We start from the raw sequence: 24614 nt of genomic DNA on the forward strand, positions 1-24614 counted from the left end.
ACTGGTGGATGAACGACTACAACGAGCTACGCCCGCACGATGCCCTTGGGGATCTAACGCCCTCTGATTACATGAATCGCTACACCAGAAACTCTACTTATGAAATGTCTACTTGACGGGGGAGCTTACGGTACGGCCCACCCTTTTTTACATGTTTTCCGGCAAGGATCACGGTGCCGGACTCAATACCGAGCCGTGTCCTCTTATGTTTGGCCATCAAGACTACCGGCACCGTCACCGGAGCGATGCGGGAGCTGCTGCGAGTCGGCTTGTTTTCTTTGAGCGGCAGCCCGGTGTTCTGCAAAAGGGTCGGATCCTGCTTCTCGAGGGCTCGCATCACCACGTAGTTGATTATCAGCAGGATATCGAGTTCGGCCCGCGCCCTGACCTGGTCGCGCAGTGCCTTCATTTCCCGGTCGCCCCGGTCTGCCCCTACCCCGTACTCCTTCATCTTAGTCACGTGGCCCCGCAGATTTAGGAAGTTCGGCACATAGGATTCCCAGTTATCTTTGAAGAAGTGATGAACCTCCAGAGCATCGGCGGAATCGGAGAGTACCAGGTAAAATTCCGGATACGGCAGTTTGCGCAGGTTGGGTTCAAAGATGGCGTACGCTTCAGGTATAGGCATCTACATCACCTCCAGACGAGAGTAGAATTTGTTTTCACTAATCTTACAGACCCTAAAGGGCGATGCAAGCCCCTTCCAACGATTTTTTTTCGTGATCAGCAATTTTTTTCGACCCGGGCCATTTTCAGGCTGCTCGCCAGAGGTCCCCTTTCAGCCGCGAAACGAAGATGGGCGCCCCTCGAGGAGCGCCCATCAGTTATGCTGCGTTTGCGGTAAGGATCTTCTTTCCGAAAAACTTATTTGGCCAGCTCTGCCAGGATTTCCTTAAGGTGGTCGATGTGCGACTGGAGGTGGAACTCCCCCACCCCCGCGATGAGGCCGTCCAGGGTCGGGTAGTCGCCAAGGGGAGAATCTTTCAGCTTCGGTATGTATGCGGTCCGCGCCAGTTGCTCGTCGGAGAGCTCGGTCGCGAACCTCGCTATCCCCTGGTACTCCTGCTCGCACTCGCGCACCAGTTGCGAAAAGCTGGTTTGCGCCCGGGTTTCGGTGAAAAAAGGGTCCTCGGTCCGAAGGTCGATGGTGGGGGTCTCCTCCTTGAGAAACGCCTTGAAGATCGGCAGGTGCCCTTCCCTCTCGGGGCCGCAGAGGTGAGAGAGGATCTCCTTGGGCGACCACCTTCCCGAAGGGGCTCGGGATGCGGTGGCCTCGTCGACGCCGTCGCAAACCTCCTTGAGGCTCGCCATTTTCTGCAGGATCTCCTGCGCCAGCTGTTTGCCGCGTGAACTTGCCATGTCAGATGTTCCTCCTTGCCAAGACAGTCCGAGTTACTGGCTCAAGCATAGCACGTTGCAGGCGTTCGGCGAATGTTCCGGCTGGCGATGGCGGCCGCCCGGCACGGGCAACCCTGAACCCGGGGCGTGATACCGAGGCTCTGCCGCGTTATGACTTTGCAGAGCTGCACGGAGGTGGTACCGTATGCCAAGGTGCTGCGTTACCGGTATCTCTCAAGGAGGATGACATGGTGCAGCCAGCGAAGAATACAGTCTGCCTTTGGTACGATGGGACCGCCGAGGAGGCGGCGCGGTTTTATGCGGAGACGTTTCCCGATTCCTCGGTCGATGCAGTGCACCTGGCACCGGGAGACTTCCCCTCGGGAAAGGAAGGGGTCGTGCTGATGGTCGAGTTCACCGTGATGGGGATCCCCTGCATCGGGCTCAACGGCGGCCCCGAAATCAAACACAACGAGGCCTTTTCCTTTCAGGTAGCAACCGCCGACCAGGAGGAAACGGACCGTTACTGGAACGCGATCGTCGGCAATGGCGGCCAGGAAAACGCCTGCGGCTGGTGCAAGGACAAGTGGGGGATCTCCTGGCAGATTACCCCGACCGCCCTGATGAAAGCGGTCACCGATCCCGATCGCGCCGCCGCCAAGCGGGCCTTCGAGGCGATGATGCAGATGATGAAGATTGATATCGCCGCTATCGAGGCAGCTCGCCGCGGCTGACCTCCACAATTTTTTTACCGGAGCAGGAAACGAAAGGCCTGTCGTGAATAAGCGACAGGCCTTTGCATTCTTTCCGCGGCATTGATACCGCTACAACAAGGGGTTGATATTCCGACGGAGACCGGCTATCTTCCAGTTTCGATTTTTGCTGATGGGCACCCGTTTCGTAGCAAAGTCGATAGGAATAGCGGAATGGGTTCGCATCGGGCCCGTTTCTCAGAAATGAGTTGGAAAGGACCAGGAACGTGACCAAGAACGACGCTCTCTACGCTGCGCCCCTGCAGGAAATCATCGATTTCGCTTTCGATGAACGGGTCGTCGCAGTTTTTCCCGACATGATACAGCGCTCGGTCCCCGGGTACGGGATGATCATTGCCAATATCGGCATCGTCGCCGCGAAGTACGCCCAAGCCGGCACGCACTGCTACGACCTCGGCTGCTCCCTGGGGGCGGTCACCCTGGCCATGCGCCAGCGCATCACCCAGCCGGACTGCGACATCATCGCCGTCGACAACTCTCCGGCGATGATCGAGCGCGGCCGCGAACTTCTGGCGCGCGACAACGGGTCGAGCGTCCCGGTGACCATGATCTGCGCCGACCTCAAGGAGGTGAAGGTCGAGAACGCCTCGGTGGTGGTTCTCAACTTCACCCTGCAGTTCGTCCCGCCGGCGCAGCGCCTCGCGGTGATCCGTTCGATCTACCAGGGGCTCCGGCCGGGAGGTGTCCTGGTCCTGTCCGAGAAGATCGCCTTTGCGGACCCCGCACAGCAGCAGGTTCTCATGGAACTGCACCACGACTTCAAGCGGGCCAACGGCTACAGCGATCTGGAGATCAGCCAGAAGCGGACCGCTCTGGAGAATGTCATGATCCCGGAAACGCTGGCCTGCCACCAGGAGCGGCTTGCTGCCGCGGGATTCTCGGCCAGCTATCTTTGGTTCCAATGCTTCAACTTCGCCTCCCTGGTGGCCATCAAATGAACTGCTACGATCCCCTCTATCGGCAACTGGCGGAACTTGGCCTGGGTGCCTGGGCGGAAAAGCTGCGGGCGCACCTGCCCGAGAGACTTGCCGAGCGGCTGGCTGCGGTAGAGTCGCTACCGAAGCTGCGCCCGTCGGGAATCGAACTCAAGGACGAGGTGCGCATCGGCCAAGGTGCGGATCTGGGCGATCTCGACCGCGATCAGCTGGTCGCCCAGCTCCAGGGCTTCCACCCCTGGCGCAAAGGGCCCTACCGTTTCTTCGGCATCGACATCGACACCGAATGGCGCTCGGACTGGAAATGGGAGCGCGTTCTCCCGCATATCCAGCCGCTCGCCGGGCGCAGGGTTCTCGACGTCGGCTGCGGCAACGGCTATCACGGCTGGCGCATGCGCGGCGCCGGCGCCGAGTTCGTCCTCGGGATAGAGCCCTTCTTGTTGTCGGTGCAGCAGTTCCTGGTGATGCAGCGCTACCTTAACGACCCGCAGCACCACGTCATCCCGGTCGGGATCGAGGAGGTCCCGCAGGATATCGCCTGTTTCGACAGCGTCTTCTCGATGGGGGTCCTCTACCACCGCCGTTCGCCCCTCGACCACCTCTACCAGCTCAAGGGGTGCCTGCGCCCGGGCGGGGAGCTGATCCTGGAGACGCTCATCGTGGATGGGGGGCGGGAAACCGTCTTCGTGCCGCAGGGGCGCTACGCCAAGATGCGCAACGTCTGGTTTCTCCCTTCCCTAGCCGCGCTGACCTTGTGGCTTGAGCGCTGCGGCTTCACCGACGTCGCCTGCGTCGGCACCAACCGCACCAGTGTGGAGGAGCAGCGCTCCACCGAGTGGATGCGTTTCGAGTCGCTGAGGGATTTTCTGGATCCGGAGGACGCGGAGAAGACGATCGAGGGGCACCCGGCGCCGGTGCGGGCGGTATTCACCGCGACACGGCCTTAGGAGAGGGATATTCGCCACGGAGACACGGAGCACACGGAGGACGTCAAGAACAGGAACTTGTTTTTCTCCGTGGCCTCCGTGTCTCCGTGGCAGGCTTTCGTTTCTTTGACAAAGTAAAACAACAAGGAAGGAGGTATTCATGCGCTACATCAATACCGACAGGATCCTCGCCGCACAGCTGACTACACCCGCGGAAAACCCTCTTTTGGGCGACGACACGCGACTGGTCGACGCCTGGTTCGACGGCGGCGCGGTGCATAAACAGCTTTTCAAGAAGGTGACGAAGGCCGAACAGGAATCGCTGGCGCAGGACCTCGTAACGAAGGGGTTCATCCGCACCGGAAACCTCCTCCTCAACCCGCGGGCGGTCCTCTTCGCGGAGATGGAACACGAGATCGTGGGGGGCGTCGTCACGATCGGCTACCAGGACAACGGCAACCCGGTAGAGCTTAAGGTGGACGGCGGCGCGTTCAAGGAGCTCTGCGAACGACTCAGGGCTTAAGGGGCGGCCGGGCCGGCCGGCGCGGTACCGGCCTTCCCCCGCAGGGCCTTGTCATAAAACTCGACGAGCGCCTTTCGGTAGGGGGAGTCGGACTGGGCAAAGGCCCCGGCGTGCACACCCCCGGGCACCTTCCAGAACTCCTTGGGCTCGCGGGCCTTCTGGTAGAGCTTCTCCCCCTCGGAAATCGGGACGATGTTGTCCTCGGTCTCGTAGATGAGAAGAAGCGGCACGGGGGAGATGGCAGCCACCGCGTCGATGGGGCTGTAGCTGTCCCCGATCAGCAGGTAGGAAAGCGGCCAGCGCAAAAGGGAGAGCACGGGAATCTGCGCCATCTTCTCCCTGACGATGCTTCGATAGCTGGCAAAGGCGGACTCGACGGCCACCGCTTGCACGCGGGGGGCACCGGGCACCCCGAGTGCGGCGATCGCATTGGCGCCCCCCAGGCTCTGCCCCAATACCACGAGGCGCTCGGGGTCCACGTCGCTTCTCCCCGCTACGTAGCGCAGCGCCGCCTGCGAATCCCGGAAAAGCCCGGCACGGTCCGGAGCGCCGGCAGACTTTCCGTAACCACGGTAATCGAAGAGGAACAGGTTGTAACCGGCCCGGGGAAGCCAGTGCACGAAGCTGAAATGCGCCGTCATGTTCTGGGCGTTGCCATGGAAGTGGACCACGGTCCCTCGCGCCGCGCCGGGCGCCGGGATGAACCAGCCGGAGAGGCTCGTGCCGTCGGAACTGGGAAAAGTCACCTCCTCGTAGCCAAGCCCGACCTTCGCGGGGGTATGGTACACGTTGCGGTCGGGATAGTAGAAAAACCTCCCGAGACACCCCTGACAGCAGACAACCACGAGCAGCAGCACCGCCCGAAAACTCCACCTGGTCATCACGATCGCTCCTTTAGCTGCAGCTCTCCCCCCTTGCGACTTCCCGGCTGCAATAATAGCCCAGCCCGCCTAGGAGTCCACTGAAACCATTATAGTTTCACCTGGCGCCTTTTCCGCTGCGCCCCCCGCCTGGAAAACCGCGCCGACAGGAGCGAGCCCTCCCCTCCCCTTCCCTGCACGACAGTTTCAGCCATTATTTTTCCCCAATCAGGGAGAACCGGACGCCGAGACTGGTCTTACCAATTCGGCGCCGATAAAACAGGGTGCCAAGGATTTTGCCGTGGAAACCACCGGTGGAACCGCCCCTTTCACCTGCGGCAACAAGGCTCCCTGCCGGAAGCAGAACACCGTTAGCCTTATTTCTCATTGGACTGCCAGCAACCCGGCTGTAAACGGGATGAAATTACCTAAAGTTATCAGGTGGTTCACCGAATGAGTTTCCTAACATGTAATATCTGCACCTACACGCATAGGAGGATACGGTGAAAAATTGGACCATCGGTAAACGGTTGAGCGGGGTATTTGCGGTAACGATCACGTTGTTCGTGGCGAGCATCGTTTACACGTCGTTAGAGTTCAGCAAGATCCAGAAAAGCAGCAAGCACATCTCCGAGGCAAACCTGCCGAAGATCACGCTGATAAGCAACGCGGCCAACTCCATCCAGACCATAACGCGCACGGTGGCCCTCTATGCCGCGATCCAGGACCCCGAGTTCCGCAAGAGCGCCCGCGCCACCATCGACTCCGACCGCGCCGTGTACCGCGACGCCATGAAGAAGCTTGAGGATACCCCGGTAGCGGACACCCCGGCCGGCAAGAAGTACAAGGAGCAGCTGGTCGCCTTCAAGGACGCCATCAAGGAGTGCTCGGGGCTCAACAACACCGTGATCGAGGTTGCCACCGCGGGAAACCAGGAAGACACGGCCCGGGCCCTGAAGGCAGCGGCACCGTCCCTGGTGCGGGTCAACGAGGCCTCCTCGTCCCTTTTGAAGTCGCAGCAGGATGCGGTTTCCGGCCGCATCAAGAACGACATCGTCGCTGCCCTGGGAGAGGCGCAGGCAGCACTGTCGGTGATAAGCCTGCTGGTCGTGGCGATTTCCGCGCTCTCGGCCTACCTCTTGATCCGCAGCATCATGAAGCCGGTGAACGCGCTCGCCGAGGTCTCTGCCCGGCTCACCACCGGTAGCCAGGAGCTCTCCGCGAACGCCCAGACCATGTCGCAGGGGGCCAGCGAACAGGCGGCAGCGGCCGAAGAGGCCTCCTCGAGCATGGAAGAGATGAGCGCCAACATCCGCCAGAACGCCGACAACGCGGCCCAGACCGAAAAGATCGCCATCAAGTCCGCAGAGGCTGCCAAGGAAGGGGGCAAGGCGGTCGAGGAGACCGTCGGCGCCATGAAGGAGATCGCCTCCAAGATCAACATCATCGAGGAGATCGCCCGCCAGACGAACCTTTTGGCACTGAACGCCGCCATCGAGGCGGCCCGCGCCGGCGAGCACGGCAAGGGGTTTGCGGTGGTGGCAAGCGAGGTGAGGAAACTCGCGGAGCGCAGCCAGCGCGCGGCCGGCGAGATCTCCGAGCTTTCGGCGAACAGCGTGAACGTCGCGGTACGGGCAGGCGAACTCCTCTCCCGGATGGTCCCCGATATCCAGAGAACCGCGGAACTGGTCCAGGAGATCAGCATCTCGAGCCGGGAGCAGGACAGCGGCGCCGAGCAGATCAACAAGGCGATCCAGCAGCTGGACCAGGTCATCCAGCAAAACGCCAGCGCGGCGGAGGAGATGTCCTCCACGGCCGAGGAACTCGCCGGCCAGGCGGTGCAGATGCAGGAGGCGATCACCTTCTTCAAGGCAAGCTCCGAAGATCCGCGCTACCAGGCACCGCAGGCGCAGATGCGGCGCAACGCGGCACGGCCGGCTGCCGCCCCCAAAAGGGTAGCGGCTCCCATGGCCTACCGGCACCAGGGGGTCGAGCTGGAGATGGACGAGAAGTTCGAGAGGTTCTAAGGGTAGTCCGGCCGCGGCGTCGTGGCAAGGGATTCGGTGCTTCGCGGGCAGTAGCATCTGGGCATAAACGAAAGGCACCCGGCCGAAACCGGGTGCCTTTCATCGTTTGGTGCGTGCGGGAGAGCCTTTAACGGGGGGGGGCACTCCTTAGCTGCCGGCGGGCTCCCCTTCGGCCGCGGAAGGCTCATCCTCTTCGGCGGTGTACCCGAAATAGATCTGCCTGTGCAGTTCCTCACTCCAGTTCGGGTTTTCCTTTTCCTTGCCGTTCACCGGCGTCTGTGCCTCTTCCCACTCCAGTAGGTCAGCGAGCTCCCGGCCGATGTCCCTCACGGTCAGGGTCTGGCTCTCCTTTTGATAGTCGTAAACGTACCAGCTGCGCGCCGGTTTGGTGCCGACCAGGCGGCCGAGCGCAAACGACTGGGAAATTCTGTTCTCCCCGTAATGGTAGAGAGCTGCCTTCTGCCGTAAGCGAACCATCAAGGTGCCGGTCTCGGGGCTCAGACCGAGCTTGCGGTGATTTTCGGCGAAGAAAAAACAGCACGACGAGTTGGAATAGGTTATGCGGTTTTCGTAGTCGGCAATGTTGGCCCTCTTCAAAATCGCGCGGTCGAAGTAGTAGAAATGCCCGTTAGCCGCGTCGATTTCCCAGACGTCGCGCGGCGGCATGTCGAGACTGTAGTCCGAGGTGAGGTTCTTGAAGCAGAACTTCATGATGTCATCGCACCCGATGATGAATTTGTCGGGGTAGCTGGAAATCCGCAGCACCTCGGGGCGCAGCCTGCTGCCGACCTGCAAGTTGACCGCCTGGCATTTGTTCCCAATCTTCCTGCGGACCACCCTCCCCGGCTGGGTTTCTTTCGCGTCCCAGATGACGACATAGTAGTCGGAGGCCCGCTCGGAGGAAAAATAAACGGACACGGGAACGTCGTCTCCGGTTTGACTGAACTCCCTGATGTCGACACAGGCGGTGAAGACGCATTCCTCGTCGTTGAGCACCGCCCGCCACTTGTGCAGCGGGTCCTCCGTGCTGCTGAAGAGGAAGGTATCGTCGGCCGGAAGAGCATCGAGAAGGTACACTCCCTTCAGATGCGGCGAGACGAACCTCCCCGCCTGGCGCTTGTTGACATCCAAGACCACCAGGGCATCCTCGCCATCCTGCCACACGATATGGCGGTCGGTGGAGCCGATCCACTGCAAGGGTGCCTCGCCGAAAAGGTCCGGGGGGAGCGTGCCGGAGAACTCCAAGCGCAGGGGGGTGCGTTCGATGGCCAGGTCTGCGGCAACTTCGGCAGCGCACCTTTTAAAATCCTCATCACGACCGGGGAGCATGTTTCTCACCAGGTCGGCCCGGTCGTGCACCCCCGACCTGACGAAGTAACGGTAGGCCTCGAAAACATCCTCGTCGGAGTGGGTGGGGGTCAACTCCGCGATCCGCGCCTCCAGTTTCCGGCCGATCTCGGCCCTTTCCTCCAAGGGAAGGTGGAGCATCGCCTTGCGGGCCGTGTTGGAAAAAGCCTGGACCTGGCCCAGGGTGGTACCCTCCCGCCCCGCTGCGGCGAGTATCCCCTCGATCTCCTCCCGTGCCCTCCCCTGTTCCCAGACGAGAGCCGCGTCGTAGACCTCCTGGAACTCCCGGTACTTTTCGAAGTAGTGCCTCACCCGTTCCAAGATGTCCAGGCACCCTGCCGGTTCTCCCGCCTGGCAGGAGCCGAGGGCAGCAACCAGGTCGAGCCAGGCCTGGCGCGCGCTTTTATCGGGAAGCCTCTCCAGCCTGCGGTTTCCCAGCAAAAAGGCAAGGTAGGGAGAGAGGGAGCAGGCCTCGCGGCAGTCTTCCCGCAGCTCCGCCTGTTCGTTAAGCCACCAGACGATGTCGAACGCCTCCGGCCAGCAACCCTCGACAACCAGGACGCGCAAGCGCTCGAGGCGCGTTTGCGCCCAGGCCTTTTTCTGTTTCCCCCTCTCCTGCGCGACCAGGGCGGCGAGCGGTACCTCGTTGGCGCGGTCCCGGGCCAGGAGTTTCTCCAGAAGCTCCAGCCGCGCCTCGCACCCTGCGGTCTGCGCGAGACGCTCCCACAGGAGGGCGATCTCGGCGGCTTCCCGGTCGGCCGAGATCGCCGCCACGACCTCGCGCGCCCGCGGGTTGCCCGGGAAAAGGTGCAGCACCTCCCGCGCCAGGGCCTCGGCCCCGGCCAGATCTGCGCCCTGCAGCGCGGCGCAGGCCGCATCGAGGAGCGGGGCGACCTGCACCTGCAAGGCGGCTTCCACCTCCTGCTTCAACCCCTCCAGCCCCCCGGCGAACCCTTCGGTCTCCTCCGCGGTCTGCAGCAGCTTGAGGGCCAGGGCCAGGTTCCCGTCCTTGTGGGCGATGTCGGCATAGGCCACCAGGGCTTCCTTGTCCAGCTCCTTGCGCTGCAGGCCGTCGAAAATAGCCCGCGCCTCGGCAAAGGCGCCGCATAGGTGGTAGGCCCGGGCCGAAAGGACGCGCAGCCTGGGGTCGCGCAGGAACTGGTGCTGCTGGGCCAGAACCAGGTCGACAGCCTGCTGGTACCCCCCCATCTCCTCGATCAGGGCCCGAACCGCCCTCTCCACGGTCGGGACATCGTCCCGGTCCGTAATGCGGATGCTGCACAGGACCTCCTCCGCAGCCGCGAAATCGTACCCGGCGAGAAACTCCTGCGCACGCCTCAAAAGCTCCCGCGGGGTCCCGGCGGGCTCGGGGGCTTCCTTGTTCGCCTTGCGCGCTTTTTTCGGCGCTACCTGGGCGACAGGTTCGGCTTCGCTCAGGGCCTGGTCGAGGGCCTTTCTGGAAAGAGCGGCCAGCGGGGTGTGGCAGGCGTCGATGGATGGCAGGGCGGCGTGCTTGATGAGAACGATCTCGGAGTTGAGGGGATGGGGAACGAGCCGGAAGGTCTCTCCGTAGTGTTCCAGCAGCAGGTTCTGCAGTCTCGATTTGATCTCGTACCCCTTCAGGCGCTGGGTTTCGGAGAGGCAGACCGTGGTCGGGTTCACCTTCTTGATCAGGGAGATGAGTTCGAGCGAAGAGGGAATGACGGCGGAGTCCAGCGTCTTCAGGGCGTCCTGCACGGCGGCATGCCAGCTCATAGCGCATCTCCTTTTGGTCGCACGTAAATTTGAGAATTTTAATATTATAACAGGCGCTGTCAAAGGGGAAAGGTTCGAAACGGGAGGGGCGCTCCGTCAGGGGCGGGATGCCGCGGCATTTTCGGGCCAAACGGGAAAGAGCGCCGCGTTGCGGGGAAACCCGGTGTTCCCGCAGCGCTCCATCCCGATAACCTGCTGGTTTACCCGGTAAATGCCGGAGGAACCGACCTTCACGGGGAGGTCTGAGACCGGCAAAAGTGCCGGATGTAGGATCTGCCGTTGCGGTGACGGGGGTCACCAACGGTTCGCTCTTCCCTGTGCTACCGTCCTTGCAACGAAACGAAAACGGAATAGCGATAGACGACAATACTAAAACTTCCGCGAGGGAGTGACGGAAAGCCTAAGGGTCTCACCGAGACAGCCGGGTCGCCGAAATATCACAGCATGCTGATATGAGGCCCCGGTTTTTTTGCGTCCGGAGTCGGGACCACGGGCTCATCAGCACCAGGCAAAGGAGAGTCAATGAGGGGGAAGGAACCGGAAAACTCGACCGGCTGGCAGCGCAAAAGCCTAAGAGGTGAGCACCGTCCTGCACCGGCCCGACGACCGCAACCGTCACAGAAACAAGGAGGCTACATACGTTTATGATGAACACCGGCTACTCGAAACGAACCAACCTGCCCGCCCGGATCGCGTTTTGCGCGCTCATCCTGGCAACGCTTGTAACGGCGCAACTGTTGCCGACCGCCACCGCCCACGCAGCACAGGCGACCATGTCCTGGAGCGCTCCGACGACCTACTCCGACGGCAGCACCCTTTCCGGTCTGAAGGGGTACAAGCTCTACACCGGCACGACCCGCGGGAGCTACTCGAACCCTGTGGACGTCGGCAACACCAATTCCTACACCATGACCGGGCTTGGCGACGGCACCACCTACTACTTCGCCGTCACCGCCTACGACAACCTGGGTAACTCGAGCGGGTACTCCAACGAGGTGAGCTACAGCACCCCCGCAACCGGCGGCACCGGGAGCACAACCGGCGGCGGGACCGCTTCCGCCTACACCGTGACCGCCTCGGCAGGTAGCGGCGGCAGCATCACCCCCGCCGGGGCAACCGTGGTCTCCAGCGGCGCCACCCAGGCCTACACCGTCACCCCGGCAACCGGCTACTACGTAGCGAGCGTCACCGTCGACGGCAGCCAGGTCGCCTCGAACATCGCGGGGGGAGCCGGGTACAGCTACAGCTTCACGAACGTGAGCGCCTCGCACACCATCGCGGCCAGCTTCGCGGTCCGCTCCTACCACATCGTGGCAAGCGCGGGCGCCAACGGTACGGTATCCCCCGGCGACAGCTGGGCCCAGTACAACACGGCGCAGACGATCAGCATCACCCCGGCCAGCGGTTACCAGGTGGCCAACGTCACGGTGGACGGCAAGTCCGTAGGCGCCGTCACCTCCTACACCTTCAACAACCTGAACGCCGACCATACCGTCGCCGCCACCTTCGGCAACGCAGGCTATACCATCACGGCCTCGGCCGGGGCAAACGGTTCCATCACCCCCGCGGGTACCGCTACCGTCAGTTCGGGGAGCACCCCGACCTACACCGTCACCCCCGCCACCGGTTACTACGTGGCAAGCGTCACGGTAGACGGCACGGCGGTGGTTTCCAACATCCCCGGCGGTGCGGGGTACAGCTACACCTTCACCGGCGTGACGGCGCCCCACACCATCGCCGCCAGCTTCGCGGTGCGGTCGTACCACGTGGTGGCAAGTGCGGGGACCGGCGGCTCGGTCACCCCGGGCGACAGCTGGGTCGCCTATAACACCGCGCAGACCATCGCCATCACCCCGGCAAGCGGCTACCAGGTAAGCGACGTGACCGTGGACGGCAAGTCGCTGGGCGCCGTCACCTCCTACACCTTCAACAACCTGGCCGCCGACCATACCGTCGCCGCGACCTTCGCCGCCGGCTACACCATCGCCGCCTCCGCAGGGGCCAACGGCAGCATCACCCCGGCCGGGACCAGCGCGGTCACCGGCGGCGGGAGCAAGTCGTACACCATCACCCCGAGCACCGGCTACTACATAAAGAGCGTGGTGGTCGACGGCGCGACCGTGGCCTCCAGCGTCGCCGGCGGTGCGCCCTACAGCTACACCTTCAGTAACCTGAGCGGCAACCACACCATCTCGGCCAGCTTCGACGTGCGCTACTACAACATCCAGACCACCGCGGGGAGCGGCGGGAACATCAGCGCGGGGAACTGGGCACTCTTCAACACCTCGCCGGTGATCACCATAACCCCGGCAAGCGGCAAGAAGATCGCCTCCGTCACGGTGGACGGCGTCTCCGTCGGCGCCCTCTCCAGCTACACCTTTACCAACGTGAGCGCCGACCACAGCATTTCGGCAACCTTCATGTAAGCGCCCCCTCCGGGCCGCCAGGCGGCCGGAAGAGGCCCACGGCGCGGCTAACGAAGGCCGCGCACCGGGAAGCGGGCGGCGCGTCCGCCCGAGCAAGAAGCCGGCATCCGGGACGACCGTGTCCCGATGCCGGCCCCGCTCAGGCTTGCGTTCGGCGCACCGAGCACACCACGTACACCAATCGAAACAGGAGATACTGATGTCTTTTAAGAAACCGACCCAGTTGCGACGCATCACCATACTGAGCGCGCTGGCAGCTCTTTTGATGTGCTCCTCGAGCTGGGCTGCCACCTACTACGTCGACCCCAACGGCAACGACACCTCGGGCAACGGCAGTTCGACCTCCCCCTGGAAGACCCTGTCCACCGCCTGCTCCAAAGTGACCAGCTCCGGCAACACCATTTACCTGAACGCCGGCACCTATAGCGACAACAACCGCTGCAACCTCGCCCTGGGGGTCAACATCCAGGGCGCCGGCAAGGGCTCGGTGCTCATCAAGACCGCCTACAACGGCGGCTGGGGCACCGGCTACATCTTCCGCCAGACCTCGCCGAGCGCGCCGATGGTGCACGGCAACAACGAGATCAGCGGTTTCACCCTGGACGGCAGCGGCAAGACGCTCTCGGCCGGCATCTTCATCCGCGGCACCGACCAGATCAACATCCACGACGTCAAGTTCCAGTCGATCAAGAGCAACGCCATCTGGCTCGAGGGGTACTACGACTGGTCCAACAACACCATGGTCGAGCCGCCGGCCTACGGCCTCAACGACATCATCCACGACGTGGAGACCAACGACACCACCACCGACGCGAACAACGGCCCGGGCGAGCGGATGGGCGCCATCAACATCGGCGGCATGGCCAACGCCCAGCTCTACAACCTGACCATCAACGAGAACCTCCCCAACAGGGGTACCGGCGTGAAGTCCGTCCCGGGGTGGCTGAAGAACTTCAAGGCCTACAACTGGACGGTCAAGACCGACGTCACCGACACCAACGCCTTCGTCTTCGAGATGTACAACTTCCTGGGCGATTCCGAGATCTACGCCTCGACCTACTACCACACCCTGTCGCTCAACGGCGGGCCGCAGAGCCTCTCCTCGGGGAGCACCTGGAACCTGAAGATCCACGACACGGTGACCGACCTGACCAACGTGAACCTGCCGGGGGTGGTGGGGCACGAGTTGTCGCACAACTACCTGGATTTCTACAACAACTACATGGCGGGGATTCAGGGGCGTGCGGCCGGCCTCTGGAGCACCAACTACACCACCGGCTCCGGGGTAACGCACTGGAGGTTCCGCAACAACGTGGTCTACAACTGCGGTGACGGCCTGCACATCGTGCGCGGCAACAACTCGTACGTGGAGATCTACAACAACGTCTTCGATACCATCACGGCCAAACCGTGGGGCGGCAGCGGCATCGACGGCTCGGCCTTCTCCGGCTCGCTCTCGGGGACCAAGATCCAGAACAACCTGATCATGAACACGGCGGCTGCGCCGATCAGCATCGGCGGCTCCATGAGCAGCACCCTGGTGGACCACAACTGGTTCTACAACACCGGCAACGGCAACACCGTCGCCAACTCGAGCTCCAGCACCACCCAGACCAACAACACCAAGGGGGTGGCCCCGCAGTTCTCGTCTTCCGGCGTCCGGCCGGACCCCTACTACCGCAGCACGAGCGGGAACCTGGTCGACGCCGGCGTCAACGTGGGGCTCCCCTACTCCGGCCAGGCACCGGACATCGGCGCCTTCGAAGGAAAGCGCCTCTCCGCCCCGGTCCTGAGCCTTAACTAGGCGGGCTCCGGCCGAACCGGCCCCTAACCGCAACAAACGAACTCCCCCAGACCTCCGGGTCCGGGGGAGTTTTTTTTGGCGGTCGGCTGCGATGCCGAAAAGATGGAGGAGTGTACTTCGGGGACCTGCCGGGGAGGGAGTTTCGGTTTCTGAAGGTGGCGTGGCGCGCGGGGATTGGGCGGATGCGTTCCCGGGGGAAGACCGCCCTCTTTACTTAAGCGCCGCCTGATATACCTTGCGCAGCGAAGCGGTGAGGTACTCCCAATCGTAGGTTTTCTCCACCAGTTCGCGCCCCTGCGAGGAGAGCCTCAGCCACTGCGAGCTGTCTTCGATAAGGGAAACCACCTTTGCCGCGAAGGCTTCGGGGGAGTCGGCGATCATGATGTGTTCCCCGTCCGAGACCTCGAGCCCCTCGCAGCCGACCGAGGTGGATACCACCGGGGTCCCGGTCGACAGCGCCTCGATGATCTTAAGCCTGGTTCCCCCGCCGGAGCGCAGCGGAATGACCGCGACCAGCGCCTTTTGGTAGTAGGGCCTCAGGTCGTCCACCCGCCCGGTCACGACCACGTCCGGATTGCGGGAGAGTTCCCGGACCTCCCGGGGAGGGTCGCTCCCCACCACCATAAAGCCCAAGTCCGGCACCTTTTCCTTGATCAGCGGGAAAATTTCCCGGTGGAAGTAGAGGACCGCGTCGGCGTTCGGCCCGTAGTCCATGAGCCCGACGAAGATGATGTTCCGCTTTCGGCCGGCAAGCGGGGTACAGGAGAACTTCCGGGCATCGACCCCGTTGGGGACCACCGAGACGTCGAGCCCCGGGTTCATCAAGCGCAAAAGGATCCGGTCCAGCTCGGACACCACCAGCGACTTGTGGAAGCGCTGGGCGATCTTCGACTCCCACCTGAGCATCGGGACCCACTCGAAGAGGCACTCCACCTTCCTGACGAGCCGCTTTTCCAGCTGGTAGATCCGGTAGTACTGCAGCGAGGCGATGTTGTGGAAGGAGAGGACCGTCTTGCAGCTCAGCTCCTTCGAGAGGTATTTCACGTTGTACGCCATGTAGGAGTGCTCGAACTGGATGATGTCGTAGTTGTCGCGCTCGCAGACCTGCTCGAGCGCCTTTTTGAGCTCGGGGGCCTGGGCGTACTTGAGCATGAAGGGGAGCCCCCTGACGAAGTTGTAGAGCACGCCGGGGAGCTGCAGGAGGGCCGGGCGCCTGTTGGTGCGCACCGCGTGGACCTTCTTGCAGTAACGCTGCATCTCGGGGACCGCATCGTCGTCGCTGCAATCGGTGAGGCTGATCAGGTGGACCTCGTCTTCCCGGGAGAGGTACCTTATGATGTTGAAGATCCGTATCTTCGCGCCGCTGTCGGGCGGGTAGGGAAACGAGGGGGTCACAATGAGTATCTTCATGCGCAAAGCTCCTTTGGATGAACCTGCCCGGTACCGGCCGGCTGCAGGGGTCTTATCCTTTCACCGGTTGTTCGCGGCGCCCCCGGTACCCGGTGAGCCAGTGCCAGTACCCCGATGACATGCAATTGGCCAGGCGGAACTCCCCCTTGGCCAAAAGCCTGAGAAATTCCCAGAGGTCGCTGCCGAAGCGGCTGAGCCAGCGGGCCTTTGCGCCGTTTCGGCTCATGAAATAAAGCCTGTTGCGGGTCATGTAGTAGACCCAGGCGCCGGCGAGCTTCCGGGTCGAGACCGATTCCTTGTGCCAGACGATCGAGGCGGGCACGTAGAGCAGCCGGTACCCTTGCCGCTTGGCCCGCAGGCACCACTCGCTCTCCTCGAAGTACAGGAAGTACCCCTCGTCCATCATCCCGACCTGCTCGACGACCTCCCTCTTGACGAGAAGGCTGCAACCGGTGACGTACCCGGTGTCGGTCACCTGGTCGAACTGCCCCCGATCGGGGACCCCCAGCCCGATGTGTCCGGTTTCTCCCCGGTCCGCCTCCACCCAGCCGCCGGCGAACCAGATGAGCGTCGGATCGAGGTAGCTTAGGATCTTCGATCCCAGGATCCCGGCCTGCCGCTCCGCCTCCGCGACCCGGACCAGCTCGGTAAGCGCCTCGGGGTGCACCGTGGTGTCGTTGTTCAAAAGCCAGACGTAGTCGGCGCCGCGGTCCAGGGCGTAGCGGATCCCGACGTTGTTCCCCCCGGCGTAGCCCAGGTTGCTGCCGGTCTGGAGCACCGGGAGGCCGGGAAACCTTTGCCGCAGCTTTTCTTCGGAACCGTCGCGGGAGGCGTTGTCCACCACGACGACGGTGGCCGGCCGGTAGCTCAGGGCCCGGCACGACTCGATGCACTCGACGGTATCCTGAAATCCGTTCCAGTTGAGCAGGACGATGTAGACGGTTTTTCCTTCCGACAAGCCGACGGCGCCCATCAGTTCTCCTCCGTTTTTCAGGTGGCCGGCTCCTCGGCCGGTGCCGGCAGCACGGCCTGCGGCGCGGGGTGAGCGCGGTTAATGAGTATCGTTTCCGACAGGCCGATCAGGATGGACAGGACCACGATGGAGTGCCATTCCAGAAAGAGCGGGATCACCAGGGCCATCGGCAGGGCCGCCACCCCCATCAAGAGAGCTCCCGCCGCTATCGACCTGAGGTACGGGTCCTGCTGAGTCCTGGCACTTTTGAAGGCGCGCCATAAAAAGGTCAGGTAAAAGGCGAAGAACAGCAGGCACCCCGGAAGCCCGAAGTCCAGCACCAGCCAGAGGTAGACGTTGTGGACGTAGTAGGTGATCTCGTCGTCGGGGCCGTAGAGCTTGGGACGGTAGTCCTGCCCCAGTCCGATCCCCAAGAGCGGATGCTCCCCGATCTCCTTCAGTGCGTAGCTGTTCTCGATCTGGCGGTCGTTGAGCGAGTTGGTCTGCACCAGCTCCTTTCCGGCGAAGAGGGTGGAGAACCGCCCCGATATCGCCGTGAGCGTGCTTTGGAACCTCCCGCCGGCCCCCCAGGCCCCTGCGGCGAGCAGAGCGAAGAGGAGCGACCCGCAGACGACGAACCTGGCCAGGCGTCTGCGCTCATCGGGGCGCGCCACCGCGAAGTAGAACGTGATGACCAGCGCAATCGCCAGGAGGTAGGTGCGCACGTAGGTGAGCAGCACCCCCCCCCCCAACAAAAGCACCAGGTACAGGTAGCGCGAGCGCAGCGACAGCGCGGAGCGCAGGTTGGCGAGCAGGGCGATGACCGTGATGAGGCAGGCAAGCAATAGGGTCTGCCCCGGCGGCTGAAGGCGCATGGCGTCCACTTCCGCTTCCATGACGTCGACCCGGTACTGCTTTCCCGGGATGAGCTGGACGGAATCCCCGATCACCAGTTGAACCAGCATGGTGAGCGCGACCAGGGCGGCGACCAGGAACAGGGCGTTCACCAGGAACCTGATCTGCTCCTTGGTGCGCACCAGGTTGGTAATCATGAAATAGATAAGGTAGTAGCTGACCACCCGGAAGAGCCTCAGCACGGTGTTCAGGTCCATCCCCAGGAGTACGATCGACAAGATTGCCGTGCCCACGGCGTAGACCATGAAGAGGAGCAGCAGCCTGCTGACCGGGCTGGGGGTTGCCGGGTGGGAATCCCGGGTGGAGAGGTGTTTCCAAAACGACATGGCGAGAAGCACGAACACCAGGATGTCCGTGACGTTGAGGCTGCCGGGGCCCAGCGGGACGAGAGGAAGCGTGTAGACGTCGATGACGCTGGCGATGATGACGACGATGGCGACGATGCTCAGCTCGGGTTTCTTGACGGTGACAAAGAGCGCGAAGAGCGCCCCCAGCAGGGCGAAGGTGTACAAAAGTGACATCTTCACGAGGAGAAATCCGATGGCGAGCCCGCACGCCAGGTAGGCAGCGAATGCCAGAAGCGAAGTCCCGTTGCGGTCCGCAGCGACAGTCATAGCGGACCCCCGACTTGATCAGCGGCGCCGTTACCTTGCGGTATCCCGATTTGCAGACACTGTTCGCACATTTTCCACACTCTCGGCAGATCACGGTATCGGTGGCAGGTTCAGCACTGGTTAAGGGTATATTGGATTTTTCTAAGGTCAACAGGATTGGAGAGAGAGGGGGGCGGGGCTCGGAGCACTTCCGACAAGGAAGGAGCCAGAGCGTTTAAAAGGCCCTGTGGCTAGTAGGCTAGGCATGACGCGTTTGAGGGAAGGCTGGGGATCTGAAGAGCGGGGACTGGGACTGGAAGCTGAGAGCGGGGCAAAAGAGAGGGGGGATTGACGGAGAAGAGGGACGAGCGGCGCTGCTCGAATCGAAAGAGGCACCTGGCCGAACCGGGTGCCTCAGAATCCAAAGCCGGAAATGATGCGGAGACCTCAACAGTCAGGCGCCGCCGGCCCGACGGTTCTGGCTGCGGAACAGGTGGTGCTCTTGAGCCAGGAAGCGAAGCGGTCCCGGGTCCTGCGCGAGAGGATGCGCTGGAACTGTTCCGGATCGTAGAGGTACAAACAGTGCCGTATCGAGGTATAGGCGCTGAACCCTTTCTCGGGATTCTCCGCCCGCACGAAGTCGCGGTACTCCCGAACCGTCTTCAGGTTCTCGTTGAGACAGCGATGCAGGTCGGCCTTGCGGAAGCTGCCGTTCAACTCCAGGATGTCCTGGACGAAGTCGTCGATTTTGGCGTCTTCGAACTCGAAGTCGCGGAAGAAATGGCTCGCTATCGGCAGGAAGTTGAAGGCGTTCACCAGCTTCGACCCGGCGGCGCTGCCGGACTCCGGCACCCCGGGGAGGCTTTCGGGAAGCTCGTCTATCGGGGTCACCGTCGCCTGCTGCATGAGGTCGACGGTCGCGTTGCGGATCTCCTTGAATTCGCGGTCGGCGAGTTCAAAGAGGGCGGCAAGGACGTTGATCCTGCGCTTGAGGTCGACGGGGATCGATTTCTTGTACTTGATCATGTGATCCAGCCGGCTCCAGGCGTCCTGGATCAGGGACCGTATCTGCACCTCGAAGCTGAGGACCAGGTGCGGCATCCCCTTGAGCAGACCGTCGGGCTCGGGCGGGAGCGCCAGGTCGAGGTGCAGCCCCTTGTAGCCGAAGGAATCCTCGGTGCTCTCCACAGCCGAGGTCTTGTCGGTTACGTTGAGGGTGACGAAGTATCGCTGCAGCAGCTCCGAGACCATCGGAACCTGGTCTTCGTAGAGACAGACGATGCGGATTCCGATCAGGTCCGAGATGAAGTCGGAGATCCGGTAGGGTTGTTCGTCGGCCTCGACCTTGCTCTGGTATTTGCGCTGGAACTTCCGGATGCACTCCTCTTCTTCCTTGATCCGCCCTTCAATCTTGGTGACGACCCCCACCTCGGACTGCTTGATCAGGGCACGGATGGCATCCATGTAGCTGTTCTTGGCGGCGACGAGTTGTTTGCGATTGGCCTGGTAGAAATCTGCAAAGGCCTTTTTTTCGGTCTCGAAGTCGATCGATGCCATGGTATTCCTCTTTTGAGCAGGCACCCTGCGGCGCCGAATTTTCCCTAAACGGAAGCAAGACGACACGGGGTGCGGATAACCAGCGGCGGAGCCGCGACGATGTGCTGCGCCGCCCGCGGAAAAAACGAAAAAGGCACCAGGTCGGAACCGGGTGCCTTCTTATATTGGTTGCGGGGATAGGATTTGAACCTATGACCTTCGGGTTATGAGCCCGACGAGCTACCAGACTGCTCCACCCCGCGTCATTGACTCACCACTTGTAGCACAGCCTCACCAATGAAGTCAACCTCTTGTTCCTCCCGGCGCGGTATACGCAAGCGGCGCGACGCCTCCTGAAGCGCATTTCGGGGAATATATCGGGTAGATAACGGTTGAGGAAAAAAGTGGCGCCGCCGCCGGCTTGCGGCCAGGTAAAGGCGAATCCCCCCTGCCCCCCCCTTTGCGAAGGTGCATCGGGAAAATCCGAGGGAAGCTGGAAAGAATTGCTCTACAGCACTGCTGGCGGCCTTACGTTCTCCCCTTTGCGAAGGGGAGACAGAAGGGGATTTGCTGTTCGCCTTCGTGGCGCGCGTATCGGACAGTGGCAACTCCGGATGAAATCCCCCCTGCCCCCCTTCCAAAGGGGGGGACGAGAGATCTGCCACCGTTTCGAGGAAAGAAACGCTCGCGCTTCTCGGAAGTCCCGGAAGAGAACTTTTTGCAGGCGCACATTTTGAACCAAAAAGGGCGGCCGCACCCCAGGGTGATGCGGCCGCCAAGCATTTCTCGGAGAGAGAAACGTAGTAGCTGTCTACGGGAAGTTGATGTCGAGCTGGGTGGTGAAGGTGTTGTTGCCGGCCAGGGACTTCTTGGTGTAGACGTCGTAGCCGAAGATCACCGAGACGTTCTTGGCAAAGTTCCAGGAGGCACCGAAGTTGACGGCGCCATCGGCGTTGTTGCCACCCATGTAGTCGACGGCAAACCAGAGCTTGTCGGAGATCTCGCTCATGGTGCGGTCCCAGGAAAGAAGCACGCCGTCGTTTTCGGGCTTCAGGGTGTTGAAGTCGCTGACCAGGGCGCGCTCGCTGCCGCGGTAGTAACCGGCGGAGAGCCTGCCGACTACGGGGAGGGTCTTGGCGACCAGGCCGTAGGCGATGTTCTGGCCGGAAGTCACCCCGGGGGCCATGCTGCTGCTGAGGGTGGGTCCGATGTTATACATGCCGACCGCAATGGCCGGGGAGTACTTGAAGAGGGAATCCTCGGGGGTGCCGATCTTGAAGTTCGCGCTGAGCGGGTGGTTGTCGTTGGGCTCGTTGGCGGTGACCAGGTAGTCGAAACCGATTTCGGCCTGGATCTTTTCGAAGGGGAGAATACCCACGGTGGGGCCGATATCCATAACGTTCGCGTCGCGGGTGGCGCTGGCAGTCGGGGCCGACTTGGGGACGCCGGAAGCGCGGAAGTAGTTGTCGATGTTCAGGTGGACCGTCCCGAAGGACTGGATGTCGGTGGACGGGATCCAGATCTGGGTGGAAGGGGTCGCCGAGGCGATACCGGAGGTTGCAGCAGTCAGCGCCATTGCCAGCATGAGAATCTTGGAAATTCGTTTCATCGTTTACTCCTTTGTAAGTTTGGTGAAAAGCAGGTGTAAAGCAGAGATGGGAGCCGGGGACCGCAACGTAGCGGACGGTTTCCCTCGGCTGACCGCACTGTCAATCTCGATAACGACCTGAATCCTCCCTTCGCATGTAGTGAAAACCGGGGACTTGAAACTGGGGGCCGGTGGCCAGGGAGGAGTTTTCCCTCACTGGATCCTGCCGCTTTTGGCAATGGGCTGCGATGAAAATAAAAAAGGCGCTTCTCACCTGGTGGTGAAAGGCGCCTTTGCCTGTCTCAGTGCGACCTGGCACTGCACTGTGCCGGTAACTGTCATCATTAAAGCAGAAGCTGTGCCAGAACGTCAGGCCGCGCTAACCTCCCGAAATACAGTGCATCAGTTGCGAGAGAGTATACGAGCCATTGCTGCAGCGACGAAATTACAGGCAGCTCAGCTTAGATATTGTGCAGACAGCGAGTTCATCCGCCGATTCGGCAGCGCGGAACATTAGTTGCCGCTTGCCCATCTCATTTTTGTTTGTCTCCCGGACGCGAACAGGCTACTTTGTGGCCGCACCAGTTGAAGAACTGGCATCATCGCTTCGGGAGCAGCTTTCGTGGTCATTACCTTCATCGAGATCTTCCTGCTCGGGATCGGCGCCGGCATCATGGGGTCGATGCTCGGGCTGGGCGGCGGCATCATCATCGTCCCGGCGCTTACCATCTTGTTCGGCATGTCGATGCGCACCGCAGTGGCGGCATCGACCGTCTCCATCATCGCGACCTCCACGGGCGCGGCGGTCGCCTACCTGCGGGACCGGCTCACCAATACCCGCGTCGCGATCTGGCTCGAGATGGGGACCGCCCTGGGCGCGCTGGGCGGTGCGCTGATCGCCGGGGTGATCAACCAGCGCGTACTCTACATCATGTTCGGGCTCCTCTTGGGCTACTCGACCTACAACATGTTCAAGGCGCGCAAGCAGGAACTGCCGTCGGGAATCGTCCCGGACGCCCTGTCGCAAAAACTCCGCCTGGGCGGCTCGTACTACGACAAGGCGCTGGGGCACCGGGTGGACTACCAGGTGACGCGCACCGTGCCGGGACTTATCATCATGATCTTCTCGGGTGCCGCGGCGGGACTGCTGGGGATCGGGGCGGGGATTTTCAAGGTCCCGGCCATGGACCAGGTGATGGGGATGCCGTTCAAGGCCTCGACGGCGACCTCGAACTTCATGATCGGCGTCACGGCGGCCTCGGGGGCGGTGGTCTACTTCGCGCGCGGCGACGTGCAGCCGCTGGTGGCGGGGCCCATCGTCCTGGGGGTGCTTCTGGGCGCCATAATCGGGGCGAAGCTCATGGTGCGGCTACGGGCCAACCTGATCCGCCTCTGCTTCATCCCGCTCATCGCCTATACGGCGCTTACCATGATCTACCGGGGGGTGAAATGGTGGTAAGGGAGGATTCGGTGGAAACGAAGCACGAAGCGATCGAGTTGGTGCTGGCGCGGCTCTTGCGGTTGGGGTCTCTGGTCGCCGCGGCGCTTTTGGCGGTGGGGCTGACGGCGATGGTCGTGGGGCTTACCGGAATCGCTCCGAGACTGATCACTGCGGGTCTTCTGGTACTTTTGGGGACGCCGGTTTTGCGGGTGGCTGCCGCGGCGCTCATCTTCGTGAGGGAGCGCGACTGGTACTTCGCCTTTTTCTGCGCGGTGGTGCTGGCGGCACTTGCCACGGGGATCTTGCTGGGGCGGGCGGGGGGATAACAGTGCCCGAGGAACGTTCACAGCGGGAAGAACGCGGGTCTTCAGCAAGGCTCGCGGGGGATCAGTCGGCGGGCGGGACCTCGCTCTTTTTTTTCGCCTGTTCCATCCGCTCGCGCTTCTGGCGCTCGAGCTTCTTGCGCTGGGGACCGCTCACGAAGGTGTGCTCCAACACGATGATCAAAAAAAGGCCGGCCGCGAGGATCGCACCGACTCCCAGAATCTGTAACCAGAACATTTACGTCTCCCCTTCTCTCTAGATCGACCTTCCAATCAAGCTCAACAGATGACGAAGCCGCCCCGCTCCCGGCGGATGAACCCTTCACGCTCGAGCCGCTCGAGGTTGCCGGCCAGCGACTCCTCCTGCTCGGGGAGCGCCCGCACCAGATCCTTCTGGGTGATCCCGGGTGAGGCCAGGATGCTGCGCAGGATGAGGCTGCGGCGCTCGCGGTTGGAGCCCCGAAACGGCGACTGGCGCACGTGATGCGCGCTCTGCCGGCTGGGATTCACCCGGGTTTTCTTCAGCATGGCTCCGTAGTCCATGAGGGCGTAGTACCACTCGCGGGGCCTTTCCCGGACCAGGGCCGCCTCGACCAGGGGGAGCAGCTCACGGTCGTGCACCGACTCCGCCCCGGGGAAGAAGTGCAGGATGAACACCGAACGGATGTTGGTCTCGATGAAGGCACTGGGGATGTCGAAGGCGAACGCGGCTACGGCTCGGGCGGTGTAGGGGCCGATGCCGGGGAGCGACTCGAGCCGGGCGATGTCGGCCGGCAGTTTCCCGCCCAGCTGCTCGACGGCCGCCTGGGCGCAGTTCTTAAGCGCCACCGCGCGGCGGTTGTAACCCAACCCCTGCCAGACCGTGAGCACCCGGGAGAGCTCGGCCGCTGCCAGGGCCTCCAGGGTCGGGAACTCTCCCAAGAACTCCCGGTACTTCTCCCGGACCCGGTCCACCTGGGTCTGCTGCAGCATGATCTCTGAGACCAGGATGGCGTACGGGTCACGGGTCTCGCGCCAGGGGAGCGTGCGCCCCTGCGCCGCGTAGAAGTCGAGCACCACCTCGCGAAAGGCGGCGACGTCAGCGGCATCGGGGACGGCGCCCGAAGCGGGCCCGGGAGCTCTCTGCTTGGGCGGGCTCATCT

At 62.5% G+C, this 24614-nt stretch carries 22 protein-coding genes, 1 tRNA gene and 1 riboswitch; of the genes, 11 read left to right on the forward strand and 12 right to left on the reverse strand.

All coding sequences use genetic code 11. The features are described from left to right. Positions 1–116 (forward strand): integrase core domain-containing protein (locus GMST_RS22595; protein ID WP_183354928.1); only part of this gene is annotated, 116 nt, incomplete at its 5' end. On the opposite strand, the gene GMST_RS12125 is transcribed toward GMST_RS22595, so the two are convergent. Both GMST_RS12125 and GMST_RS12130 read right to left on the reverse strand, forming a co-directional pair. Continuing rightward, positions 98–628 (reverse strand): hypothetical protein, encoded by a 531-nt coding sequence (locus GMST_RS12125; RefSeq protein ID WP_183354929.1) that lies wholly within the window; start codon positions 626–628, stop codon positions 98–100. The two genes, GMST_RS22595 and GMST_RS12125, sit on opposite strands and share 19 nt — an antisense overlap. Before the next feature lie 236 nt (positions 629–864). After that, a complete protein-coding gene (locus GMST_RS12130) occupies positions 865–1359 on the reverse strand; it encodes a maleylpyruvate isomerase (protein WP_183354930.1) in 495 nt (164 codons plus the stop codon). Positions 1360–1586: 227 nt separating this feature from the next. Here GMST_RS12130 and GMST_RS12135 point away from each other — a divergent pair, with 227 nt between their 5' ends. The 4 genes from GMST_RS12135 (at position 1587) to GMST_RS12150 (ending at position 4495) form a co-directional block, all read left to right on the forward strand. Then, a complete protein-coding gene (locus tag GMST_RS12135; protein WP_183354931.1) occupies positions 1587–2072 on the forward strand; it encodes a VOC family protein in 486 nt (161 codons plus the stop codon). Positions 2073–2317: 245 nt separating this feature from the next. Further along, positions 2318–3049 carry a carboxy-S-adenosyl-L-methionine synthase CmoA gene (gene cmoA, locus GMST_RS12140; protein ID WP_183354932.1) on the forward strand — a complete coding sequence of 244 codons (732 nt, stop codon included), beginning with the start codon at positions 2318–2320 and terminating at the stop codon, positions 3047–3049. Further along, a complete protein-coding gene (gene cmoB / locus GMST_RS12145; protein ID WP_183354933.1) occupies positions 3046–3993 on the forward strand; it encodes a tRNA 5-methoxyuridine(34)/uridine 5-oxyacetic acid(34) synthase CmoB in 948 nt (315 codons plus the stop codon). Before cmoA ends, cmoB begins: the two co-directional genes overlap by 4 nt. A 139-nt stretch (positions 3994–4132) precedes the next feature. Next, positions 4133–4495: a hypothetical protein gene (locus tag GMST_RS12150; protein WP_183354934.1), complete on the forward strand. Its 363-nt coding sequence runs from the start codon at positions 4133–4135 to the stop codon at positions 4493–4495. Here GMST_RS12150 and GMST_RS12155 read toward each other — a convergent pair. Next, the gene (locus GMST_RS12155; RefSeq protein WP_183354935.1) at positions 4492–5376 is read right to left on the reverse strand and encodes an alpha/beta hydrolase; all 885 of its coding nucleotides are present in this window, start codon (positions 5374–5376) and stop codon (positions 4492–4494) included. The genes GMST_RS12150 and GMST_RS12155 overlap by 4 nt on opposite strands. Positions 5377–5858: 482 nt before the next feature. Between GMST_RS12155 and GMST_RS12160 the strand changes: the two genes are divergently transcribed. After that, on the forward strand, positions 5859–7382 hold the full coding sequence (locus tag GMST_RS12160; RefSeq protein WP_183354936.1) for a HAMP domain-containing methyl-accepting chemotaxis protein: 1524 nt from the start codon (positions 5859–5861) through the stop codon (positions 7380–7382). Positions 7383–7529: 147 nt separating this feature from the next. Here GMST_RS12160 and GMST_RS12165 read toward each other — a convergent pair whose 3' ends face one another. Continuing rightward, positions 7530–10484 carry a tetratricopeptide repeat protein gene (locus tag GMST_RS12165; protein ID WP_183354937.1) on the reverse strand — a complete coding sequence of 985 codons (2955 nt, stop codon included), beginning with the start codon at positions 10482–10484 and terminating at the stop codon, positions 7530–7532. Positions 10485–10842: 358 nt separating this feature from the next. Further along, positions 10843–10918: riboswitch (cyclic di-GMP riboswitch) on the forward strand. Between the two features lie 210 nt (positions 10919–11128). Here GMST_RS12165 and GMST_RS12170 point away from each other — a divergent pair. Together GMST_RS12170 and GMST_RS12175 are read left to right on the forward strand one after the other, a co-directional pair. After that, complete coding sequence (locus GMST_RS12170) at positions 11129–12910, forward strand: fibronectin type III domain-containing protein (RefSeq protein ID WP_183354938.1); 1782 nt, start codon at positions 11129–11131, stop codon at positions 12908–12910. Positions 12911–13109: 199 nt separating this feature from the next. Next, on the forward strand, positions 13110–14714 hold the full coding sequence (locus GMST_RS12175; RefSeq protein ID WP_183354939.1) for a right-handed parallel beta-helix repeat-containing protein: 1605 nt from the start codon (positions 13110–13112) through the stop codon (positions 14712–14714). A 210-nt stretch (positions 14715–14924) separates the two neighbouring features. Here GMST_RS12175 and GMST_RS12180 read toward each other — a convergent pair whose 3' ends face one another. The 6 genes from GMST_RS12180 to GMST_RS12205 form a co-directional block, all read right to left on the reverse strand. Continuing rightward, positions 14925–16124 carry a glycosyltransferase family 4 protein gene (locus tag GMST_RS12180; RefSeq protein ID WP_183354940.1) on the reverse strand — a complete coding sequence of 400 codons (1200 nt, stop codon included), beginning with the start codon at positions 16122–16124 and terminating at the stop codon, positions 14925–14927. Between the two features lie 52 nt (positions 16125–16176). Beyond that, a complete protein-coding gene (locus tag GMST_RS12185; protein ID WP_183354941.1) occupies positions 16177–17097 on the reverse strand; it encodes a glycosyltransferase family 2 protein in 921 nt (306 codons plus the stop codon). Positions 17098–17114: 17 nt separating this feature from the next. Beyond that, entirely contained in the window at positions 17115–18605 is a 1491-nt protein-coding gene (locus GMST_RS12190) for an O-antigen ligase family protein (RefSeq protein ID WP_183354942.1), read from the reverse strand. A gap of 426 nt (positions 18606–19031) precedes the next feature. Further along, positions 19032–20141: a GTP pyrophosphokinase gene (locus GMST_RS12195; RefSeq protein ID WP_183354943.1), complete on the reverse strand. Its 1110-nt coding sequence runs from the start codon at positions 20139–20141 to the stop codon at positions 19032–19034. Between the two features lie 165 nt (positions 20142–20306). After that, positions 20307–20383, reverse strand: a tRNA-Met gene (locus GMST_RS12200). A gap of 548 nt (positions 20384–20931) precedes the next feature. Then, on the reverse strand, positions 20932–21729 hold the full coding sequence (locus GMST_RS12205; RefSeq protein ID WP_183354944.1) for a hypothetical protein: 798 nt from the start codon (positions 21727–21729) through the stop codon (positions 20932–20934). A 154-nt stretch (positions 21730–21883) separates the two neighbouring features. On the opposite strand from GMST_RS12205, the gene GMST_RS12210 reads away from it, so the two are divergent. The 3 genes from GMST_RS12210 to GMST_RS12220 all read left to right on the forward strand — a co-directional run bounded on the left by GMST_RS12210 (position 21884) and on the right by GMST_RS12220 (position 23475). Next, a complete protein-coding gene (locus GMST_RS12210; protein ID WP_183354945.1) occupies positions 21884–22225 on the forward strand; it encodes a hypothetical protein in 342 nt (113 codons plus the stop codon). A 105-nt stretch (positions 22226–22330) separates the two neighbouring features. Next, complete coding sequence (locus GMST_RS12215) at positions 22331–23167, forward strand: sulfite exporter TauE/SafE family protein (RefSeq protein ID WP_183354946.1); 837 nt, start codon at positions 22331–22333, stop codon at positions 23165–23167. An 11-nt stretch (positions 23168–23178) separates the two neighbouring features. Then, the gene (locus tag GMST_RS12220) at positions 23179–23475 is read left to right on the forward strand and encodes a DUF1634 domain-containing protein (protein ID WP_246399515.1); all 297 of its coding nucleotides are present in this window, start codon (positions 23179–23181) and stop codon (positions 23473–23475) included. Positions 23476–23536: 61 nt separating this feature from the next. Here the strand turns inward: GMST_RS12220 and GMST_RS12225 are convergent, their stop codons facing one another. After that, the gene (locus GMST_RS12225) at positions 23537–23710 is read right to left on the reverse strand and encodes a hypothetical protein (protein ID WP_183354948.1); all 174 of its coding nucleotides are present in this window, start codon (positions 23708–23710) and stop codon (positions 23537–23539) included. Positions 23711–23751: 41 nt separating this feature from the next. Beyond that, positions 23752–24612: an A/G-specific adenine glycosylase gene (locus tag GMST_RS12230; protein ID WP_183354949.1), complete on the reverse strand. Its 861-nt coding sequence runs from the start codon at positions 24610–24612 to the stop codon at positions 23752–23754. Between the last annotated feature and the right edge of the window lie 2 nt (positions 24613–24614).

It is taken from the genome of Geomonas silvestris, assembly GCF_014193515.1.
Lineage (GTDB): Bacteria > Desulfobacterota > Desulfuromonadia > Geobacterales > Geobacteraceae > Geomonas > Geomonas silvestris.

Bases quoted from the DNA above. Each gene is read 5' to 3' on its own strand.
- GMST_RS12180 (WP_183354940.1), bottom strand. From the start codon at position 16,124: ATGAAGATACTCATTGTGACCCCCTCGTTTCCCTACCCGCCCGACAGC.
- GMST_RS12125 (WP_183354929.1), bottom strand. From the start codon at position 628: ATGCCTATACCTGAAGCGTACGCCATCTTTGAACCCAACCTGCGCAAA.
- GMST_RS12135 (WP_183354931.1), top strand. From the start codon at position 1,587: ATGGTGCAGCCAGCGAAGAATACAGTCTGCCTTTGGTACGATGGGACC.
- GMST_RS12225 (WP_183354948.1), bottom strand. From the start codon at position 23,710: ATGTTCTGGTTACAGATTCTGGGAGTCGGTGCGATCCTCGCGGCCGGC.
- GMST_RS12150 (WP_183354934.1), top strand. From the start codon at position 4,133: ATGCGCTACATCAATACCGACAGGATCCTCGCCGCACAGCTGACTACA.
- GMST_RS12130 (WP_183354930.1), bottom strand. From the start codon at position 1,359: ATGGCAAGTTCACGCGGCAAACAGCTGGCGCAGGAGATCCTGCAGAAA.
- GMST_RS12185 (WP_183354941.1), bottom strand. From the start codon at position 17,097: ATGGGCGCCGTCGGCTTGTCGGAAGGAAAAACCGTCTACATCGTCCTG.
- GMST_RS12195 (WP_183354943.1), bottom strand. From the start codon at position 20,141: ATGGCATCGATCGACTTCGAGACCGAAAAAAAGGCCTTTGCAGATTTC.
- GMST_RS12190 (WP_183354942.1), bottom strand. From the start codon at position 18,605: ATGACTGTCGCTGCGGACCGCAACGGGACTTCGCTTCTGGCATTCGCT.
- cmoB (WP_183354933.1), top strand. From the start codon at position 3,046: ATGAACTGCTACGATCCCCTCTATCGGCAACTGGCGGAACTTGGCCTG.
- GMST_RS12170 (WP_183354938.1), top strand. From the start codon at position 11,129: ATGATGAACACCGGCTACTCGAAACGAACCAACCTGCCCGCCCGGATC.
- GMST_RS12155 (WP_183354935.1), bottom strand. From the start codon at position 5,376: ATGACCAGGTGGAGTTTTCGGGCGGTGCTGCTGCTCGTGGTTGTCTGC.
- GMST_RS12175 (WP_183354939.1), top strand. From the start codon at position 13,110: ATGTCTTTTAAGAAACCGACCCAGTTGCGACGCATCACCATACTGAGC.
- GMST_RS12165 (WP_183354937.1), bottom strand. From the start codon at position 10,484: ATGAGCTGGCATGCCGCCGTGCAGGACGCCCTGAAGACGCTGGACTCC.
- GMST_RS12205 (WP_183354944.1), bottom strand. From the start codon at position 21,729: ATGAAACGAATTTCCAAGATTCTCATGCTGGCAATGGCGCTGACTGCT.
- GMST_RS12230 (WP_183354949.1), bottom strand. From the start codon at position 24,612: ATGAGCCCGCCCAAGCAGAGAGCTCCCGGGCCCGCTTCGGGCGCCGTC.